The organism is Planococcus sp. A6 (assembly GCF_028823615.1).
GTDB lineage: Bacteria > Bacillota > Bacilli > Bacillales_A > Planococcaceae > Planococcus.
Map to the genome: position 1 here is coordinate 1 of NZ_JAPEHT010000154.1, position 6,822 is coordinate 6,822.

The 6,822-nt window shown below is 48.1% G+C and carries 8 protein-coding genes; 7 read left to right on the forward strand and 1 reads right to left on the reverse strand.

Annotated elements, in window-relative coordinates; all coding sequences use genetic code 11:
• The first annotated feature begins 70 nt into the window (after positions 1-70).
• The 6 genes from ON064_RS16235 (at position 71) to ON064_RS16260 (ending at position 5,325) form a co-directional block, all read left to right on the forward strand.
• A complete protein-coding gene (locus tag ON064_RS16235; protein WP_274625583.1) occupies positions 71-1,645 on the forward strand; it encodes a Na+/H+ antiporter NhaC family protein in 1,575 nt (524 codons plus the stop codon).
• A gap of 199 nt (positions 1,646-1,844) precedes the next feature.
• The gene (locus ON064_RS16240) at positions 1,845-3,377 is read left to right on the forward strand and encodes a sodium-dependent transporter (protein ID WP_274625584.1); all 1,533 of its coding nucleotides are present in this window, start codon (positions 1,845-1,847) and stop codon (positions 3,375-3,377) included.
• 12 nt (positions 3,378-3,389) lie between these two features.
• Positions 3,390-3,512, forward strand: a complete 123-nt coding sequence (locus tag ON064_RS16245; RefSeq protein ID WP_145990591.1) for a methionine/alanine import family NSS transporter small subunit — start codon at positions 3,390-3,392, stop codon at positions 3,510-3,512.
• A 163-nt stretch (positions 3,513-3,675) separates the two neighbouring features.
• On the forward strand, positions 3,676-4,023 hold the full coding sequence (locus ON064_RS16250) for a YutD-like domain-containing protein (protein ID WP_274625585.1): 348 nt from the start codon (positions 3,676-3,678) through the stop codon (positions 4,021-4,023).
• Between the two features lie 83 nt (positions 4,024-4,106).
• Positions 4,107-4,565: a DUF86 domain-containing protein gene (locus tag ON064_RS16255; protein ID WP_101190010.1), complete on the forward strand. Its 459-nt coding sequence runs from the start codon at positions 4,107-4,109 to the stop codon at positions 4,563-4,565.
• A complete protein-coding gene (locus ON064_RS16260) occupies positions 4,552-5,325 on the forward strand; it encodes a TIGR01457 family HAD-type hydrolase (RefSeq protein WP_274625586.1) in 774 nt (257 codons plus the stop codon). Before ON064_RS16255 ends, ON064_RS16260 begins: the two co-directional genes overlap by 14 nt.
• Before the next feature lie 22 nt (positions 5,326-5,347).
• Here ON064_RS16260 and ON064_RS16265 read toward each other — a convergent pair whose 3' ends face one another.
• On the reverse strand, positions 5,348-5,584 hold the full coding sequence (locus ON064_RS16265) for a YuzB family protein (protein WP_058381198.1): 237 nt from the start codon (positions 5,582-5,584) through the stop codon (positions 5,348-5,350).
• A gap of 151 nt (positions 5,585-5,735) precedes the next feature.
• On the opposite strand from ON064_RS16265, the gene ON064_RS16270 reads away from it, so the two are divergent.
• A complete protein-coding gene (locus ON064_RS16270; RefSeq protein WP_274625587.1) occupies positions 5,736-6,803 on the forward strand; it encodes an NAD(P)/FAD-dependent oxidoreductase in 1,068 nt (355 codons plus the stop codon).
• The last annotated feature ends 19 nt before the right edge of the window (positions 6,804-6,822 follow it).

The following is a 6,822-nucleotide window of genomic DNA, read 5'->3' on the forward strand; positions in this document are numbered from 1 at the left end:
TTATCCATGGGATAAACCGGCTTTTTTGGTCTAAGCCTTACCATCAAAATGAATAGGAGGAAATCTAATTATGGAAAACACAATCTTTTCGATACTGCCGCCGATCATCGCGATTGCGATGGTACTGTTGACGCGCCGTGTATTGCTGTCGCTCGGCGTCGGCATTGTGGCGGCTGCTTTGATCCTGACATCGTTTGCGCCGCTCGAAGCCTTGAACGAATTATTCACTTCATTTGCGGTAATCTTTTGGGATGAAGGCTTTAACGCTTACAATGTCTTCATCATTTTATTCTTATTGCTGCTAGGGGTCATTACAGCATTCGTCAGTCTGTCTGGAGGCAGCCATGCGTTTGCCGATTGGGCATCTGCGCGCGTGAAAACACGCCGCGGGGCGAAATTGGTTACGGTGTTTCTTGGCATCTTGATTTTCATCGACGATTATTTCAATGCCTTGGCCGTCGGGCAAGTTGCACGGCCGATTACGGACCGTTATAAAGTATCGCGTGCAAAACTAGCTTATTTCATCGATTCCACTGCTGCACCGATTTGTGTAGTGTCTCCCGTATCCAGCTGGGGAGCTGCAATCATCGGCATCATCGGAACGATCTTGGCTGGGCAGACCTTCCTTGATTATTCGGCGCTGGAAGCTTTCCTGTGGATGGCACCGATGAACTTCTACGTCATCGCGGCACTTGCCATCGTGTTCTTCGTCGCAATCCGTGATGTGGATTTCGGGGAAATGAAAAAACATGAACGCCTGGCGATTACAGAAGGCCAGTTGTTCAATCCGGATAAAGTGATTCCTGGGGAAATGAAAGAAGATTTCCCGAGCCACTCGCACGGACGCGTCCGCGATTTGTTATTGCCGATCCTGTTATTGATCGTAGGAACAGTCTCAGCGATGATGTGGACAGGATATGTAAATGCCGATAGAGTATTTGACATTTGGCTTATTTTTGAAAACACCGATGTTCCTTTGTCCTTGATCACAGGCGGAATCGTCGGCGCACTTGCAGCGATCATCCTGTACGCACTGCAGATCAAGCGCAATGAAGCAGCGGAAGCGCATTGGATCGCTAGAGGCATCTGGGCAGGGATTCAATCAATGGCGGGAGCTGTCTTCATCTTGATCTTCGCCTGGTCGCTGACCTATTTGATCGGCGCTTTGGAAACAGGGAGTTACCTTGCTGACGCTGTCGCTCGCGGCAATGTGCCGACAAGCATCCTGCCTGTCCTATTGTTCTTGTTGGCTGGCGTCATGGCGTTTTCGACTGGTACTTCCTGGGGCTCTTTCGGGATCCTGCTGCCGATTGCCGGCACGATCATGATCCAAGCAGAACCTGAACTATTGCTCGCTTCCTTATCGGCTGTACTAGCGGGAGCAGTGTTCGGGGACCATTGTTCACCGATCTCGGACACGACAATTCTGTCGTCGACAGGCGCAGGAAGCAACCATATGGACCACGTTGTCACACAACTTCCTTATGCATTGACCTCTGCAGCAATCGCAGCAGTAGGGTATATCGTCATAGGCTTTACCGGCTCCTTGCCTTTGGCTCTTGGAGCGGTAGCAATTGTCTTGGCAATACTATTCGTTTTCTGGTCTAAGCGTACAACCTTAATGGAAAAACATGAACAGAACTAAGATCTGGAAGGCGGAGATATTCTATCTCCGCCTTTTTATTATTGTAATAATAGTTTTTTTGAAAAATTTTCAGAAATTATCTTTACTTTGAACAGGGTCCTAGTTATACTAAATTTAGATTCCAAAATAATCTGAATATAAACAAACTTCCTATTTTTCTGTTAAAAAATTGGGAGTTCACAACAAAGGGGGAAGAGAAATGGAACGTTCTACATGGGGAACGAGAGCCGGTTTTATCATGGCGGCGGTCGGTTCAGCAGTAGGTTTAGGGAATATTTGGCGATTCCCGTATGTAGCATATGAAAATGGGGGGGGCGCATTTTTTATACCGTATTTGTTTGCTCTTTTAACAGCCGGGATTCCAATCCTTATATTGGAGTTCACCATCGGCCATCGTTATCGCGGATCCGCACCACTTTCATTCTTTAGAATGAGCGGCAAGAAAGCAGAATGGCTCGGTTGGTGGGCGATGTTCGTATCGTTTGTCATTTCGGTCTATTATGCAGTCATCATCGCATGGGCGATGCGTTACACTTTGTTCTCATTCAATCAAGCGTGGGGAGAAGATACAGAAGGCTTCTTATTCAATGATTTTCTCCAGCTGACTGTATCGCCAGGTGAAACCGGGGGAATCGTCTGGGGTATTTTCATTCCATTAGCTATCGTATGGATTATCACACTCGGCATTTTGCTTGCTGGTGTCAAAAAGGGAATCGAAATGGCGAACCGGATTTTCATCCCTACCTTGGTCGTCATTTTCACAATCATCGTCATCCGTGCTGTCACGCTTGAAGGTGCATCACTTGGATTGGAAGCGTTCTTCCGGCCAAATTTCGACGCCATCATGGACCCGACCGTATGGGTTGCGGCCTATGGGCATATATTCTTCAGTTTATCGGTCGCTTTTGCGATCATGATCACTTACTCAAGTTATCTACCAAAAAAATCGGATATCACAAACAACGCGTTCATTACCGGATTTGCGAACTCAAGCTTTGAATTGCTTGCCGGTATCGGGGTGTTTGCGGTACTTGGTTTCATGGCGACACAATCAGGTGTAGAAGTGGCGGATGTAGCATCTGCAGGTGTTGGCCTGGCATTTGTTGTATTCCCAGCGATCATCAATGAATTTCCAGGGTTCAACGGCCTCTTCGGTTTCTTGTTCTTCCTGTCGTTGACACTTGCAGGACTCACATCACTCATGTCGATTACAGAGACGTATGTTGCAGGTTTCACTGAGAAGTTTGGGATTTCACGCCGAAAAGCGGTCGCATTCGGCGGATTGATCTCTATCTTATTTGCTACTCAAGGCGGATTGTTCTTCTTGGATATCGCCGATTACTACATCAACCAATTCGGTGTTGCCGCAGTTGGACTGGTGGAAGTTATCATGGTGGTCTGGATCTTGCGCAAAGCGGGCGCTCTCCAGAACCACGCCAACGAGATTTCGGACATCCATCTTGGCGGCTGGTGGAAATTCAGCTTAGGCGTCATCACTCCGATCGTTCTTGGTTATATGATGTTCGGCTTGCTGCGCTTGAATATTTTCCAGCAGTTCGAAACGGAAACAGGGAACTATGAAGGCTATTCGAATATGTTCACATTGTTCGGCGGCGTAGCCGTCGCAGCGGGCGCTTTGCTCTTCGGGATTTTGTTCTCGCTCGGCAAATGGCATAAAAACTATCGCTATTACGATGAGCATTCCGAGCATCCGGCACGAGAAAAAGAATAAGGAGGGATCGACATGTCAGTTAGCGCGATTGTAGTTATGATTATCGGTATGATCCTCCTCTGGGGAGGGCTTGCAGCGAGCATTTTCCACGCTGTAAGATCGAGCAAAGCAAACAAAGCAGAAGACTTAGGATAAAATGGAAAACCTCTGGCAGAACGCTTGCCGGAGGTTTTTTGTTTACTTATGCGACGATAGCACAGCTTGTCCACAAAGCCTTGGTGTGATACATTTGAAGCAGGTAAAGCAGGATGATGCGGGCCCAGGCTTTTGTCATTACTAGGTATGGGTGGTGAGGATATTGATCACAATTGAAAAGTGGAATTACGAGGTGATCGAGGATCATCGCGAAGGGTTTCAGGAAGAAGCATTCCAGAACAGGTACAGTGATATTCTGGCCAAATACGATTATATCCTGGGCGACTGGGGATACGGGCAGCTTCGCCTTAAAGGTTTTTTTGAAGATAGCAATAACAAAGCAAGCTATGATACGAAGATCAGCACGCTACAGGATTATTTATATGAATATTGCAATTTCGGCTGCTCTTACTTCGTCTTGAAAAAGGCCGGAAAAGCGCCGGAACCAGAAGTGCAGGAACAACCAGAACCAAAAGTACAGGAACAACCTGAACCCCCCACGGCGGATTGAGCCGCTGGGGGTTTTTTTGTGCCCATATGATATGATAGAGAAGAAACGCAACAGCGAGAAACAGCAAAATGGAGGGACTCATTATGTATTTTATCGACCGCGGAAAAATCAAGGAAGCCATCACGTATATGGATGCGCTTATCGCTTTATATGAAGAGAATGGCCAGTGGAATTCGTTGAAAGACCAATTGGCTTTGGAGCGTCTGGCACTCGGGGCGATTGAAGCGGTGATCGATGTCGGGAATTCGATGATCGATGGTTTTATTATGCGCGATCCGGGTAGTTACGAAGATATCATCGATATATTAGTGGATGAAAAAGTGATCACCGAAGAAATGGACCAGCCCTTGAAAGAACTCGTCGGCCTACGCAAGATGCTTGTGCGTGAATTCATTGCGGTCGACCATACAGAAATCAAGCGCGTAATGGATGCGCAGTTGGACAGCCTGAAACAATTCGGCCCTAAAGTGGCCCATTACCTTGAACATGAACTCGGCCCGGTCTCCGCGTTCATCCCGGAGAACGACAATGGAAAAAATTAAGCGCTACAAGGCGTATTGCCTGGATTTGGATGGCACCGTGTACCGAGGCGAAGCGCCGGTTCAGGAAGCTGCGCAATTTGTCAGCCGCTTGCAACAACAAGGCATCGAAGCATTTTATGTCACGAACAACGCCTCCAAAACGCAAGGGCAATTGTATGAAAAGCTGAAAAGGGTCGGTGTCAATGCCGATAAATCGCGCATTATGTCTTCAGCGGTCGCGGCGGCAAAATACATCAAGCGTTGGTACCCGGGCCGCACAGTTTACCTGATCGGTTCGGATGGCTTGAAGGAAGCGCTTGATACGGAAGGAATCGACTGCGTCGAGAAACAGGCAGATATCGTCCTGATGGGGCTCGACCCACAGATTAGTTACAGGAAACTATCGCGCGCTTGCCTTGAGGTGCAGAATGGGGCCGTGTTCTTGTCGACTAACCAGGATTTGGCATTCCCTTCGGAAGAAGGATTTCTACCAGGCAACGGGGCCATAACAGCCGTCGTGTCAAAAGCGACAGATGTCGATCCGGTATTTATCGGCAAACCAGAAATCCATATGCTCGAAGCCATTCAGCACGAATGGGGATTCGATAAAGAGGAAATGGTGATGATCGGGGATAACTACGATACCGACATTCAGGCAGGAATCCGCTTTGGAATCGACACGGTGCACGTCAATACGGGTGTGACCCCGATGGACGCGGTTATGCAAAAAGACCATCCTGCAACGCATTTGTTAGAAAATCTCAGTTTTTGGAAGCAATAAAAAAAGCCGTCCAAAAGGCGGCTTAAAACAATGGGTTTTCTTCTATGAACTCATATATTTTCTTGGTTAGCTCTTCAGGGGTGTCCGCTTCCACAATTTCACCGTTTACAAGTGCAAACAAGGATTCGGCACATTGGCTGCAGTAGCTTAAACAACCATATTCGAGTACATCCAGATTCGGGTCCTGCTCTAGTTTTGCAAAAGACTCTTCCGAACCATTGGCGAGATTGCTCATGCAAAATTCAATAATCGGGTTCATTCCAGCTCACCTCACTACTAGGAAATCCTACCGTGTTTCAGTGCAACCGTCAATTAATTGATTTTGCCCTGAAAGGATTGTGAAAGTTATCACAATCAGCTATACTCATATTTGGAATCAACAGCAGAATGACGGGCTAAAGGAGAATTATATGAAGAAATTAGTCTTACTAGGTGGCGGCTATGGCAATATGCGGGTCTTGCTTCGGCTCTTGCCGAATAATTTCCCGCAGGATATGGAAATTATCCTCATTGACCGCACGCCTTTTCACAGCATGAAAACGGAATTTTACGCACTCGCTGCAGGCACTGAATCCGACCACGAGGTGCGCGTCCCGTTCCCCGAGCACGAACGCTTGAAAATCGTCAATGGCGAAATTCGGGAGATCGGCCTGGAGGAAAAATGCATCTTTTTGGAAGACGGCCAACGCATCGCCTATGATGAATTGGTCATCGGGCTCGGTTGCATCGACAAATACCACGGCGTTCCTGGAGCGGATGAATTCACGTACAGCATCCAAACCATCGGCAACTCGCGGAAAACTTATGAAGCCTTGCTTGGATTGAAATCAGGAGCCACAGTCGGCGTTGTCGGTGCAGGGCTTAGCGGCATCGAACTTGCCAGTGAATTACGCGAAAGCCGCAAAGACCTGCAAATCAAGCTGTTTGACCGCAGTCCGCGAATTTTGCGCGACTTCCCGGAGCGGCTCAGCAATTTCGTCAAGAAATGGTTCGATAATAATAACGTTGATGTCGTGTCCAATTCGAACATCACCAAAGTGGAGCCTAATCTGCTCCACAATCACGAAGAAACGATCCCGGTCGATGCAGTCGTCTGGACGGCAGGCATCCAGCCAGTCAAGCCGGTACGCGACTTGAATTTGGAAAGCGACAGCAGCGGGCGCGTCATCATCAATCAATACCACCAATTGCCGAACGACGAGAATGTCTATGTTGTCGGCGACTGTGCCGCACTGCCAATGGCGCCTTCTGCACAGTTGGCAGAAGAACAAGCTGAACAGATCGTCAAAGTGCTGCGCATGAAATGGAAGGGCGAGGCATTGCCTGAAACGATGCCGGAGATCAAGCTGAAAGGCTTCCTTGGTTCGCTCGGGAAAAAACAAGGCTTTGCCTACCTCGCAGACCGTACCGTTACCGGACGCATTGCGCGTCTGATGAAATCGGGCGTCTTGTGGATGTACAAATGGCATAATGGGTAAAGAAAAAAGCGCTCCCCGG

Excerpts from the sequence above, each read along its gene's own strand:
- ON064_RS16270 (WP_274625587.1), top strand. The coding sequence starts at position 5,736 with ATGAAGAAATTAGTCTTACTAGGTGGCGGCTATGGCAATATGCGGGTC.
- ON064_RS16245 (WP_145990591.1), top strand. The coding sequence starts at position 3,390 with ATGTCAGTTAGCGCGATTGTAGTTATGATTATCGGTATGATCCTCCTC.
- ON064_RS16240 (WP_274625584.1), top strand. The coding sequence starts at position 1,845 with ATGGAACGTTCTACATGGGGAACGAGAGCCGGTTTTATCATGGCGGCG.
- ON064_RS16260 (WP_274625586.1), top strand. The coding sequence starts at position 4,552 with ATGGAAAAAATTAAGCGCTACAAGGCGTATTGCCTGGATTTGGATGGC.
- ON064_RS16265 (WP_058381198.1), bottom strand. The coding sequence starts at position 5,584 with ATGAACCCGATTATTGAATTTTGCATGAGCAATCTCGCCAATGGTTCG.
- ON064_RS16255 (WP_101190010.1), top strand. The coding sequence starts at position 4,107 with ATGTATTTTATCGACCGCGGAAAAATCAAGGAAGCCATCACGTATATG.
- ON064_RS16235 (WP_274625583.1), top strand. The coding sequence starts at position 71 with ATGGAAAACACAATCTTTTCGATACTGCCGCCGATCATCGCGATTGCG.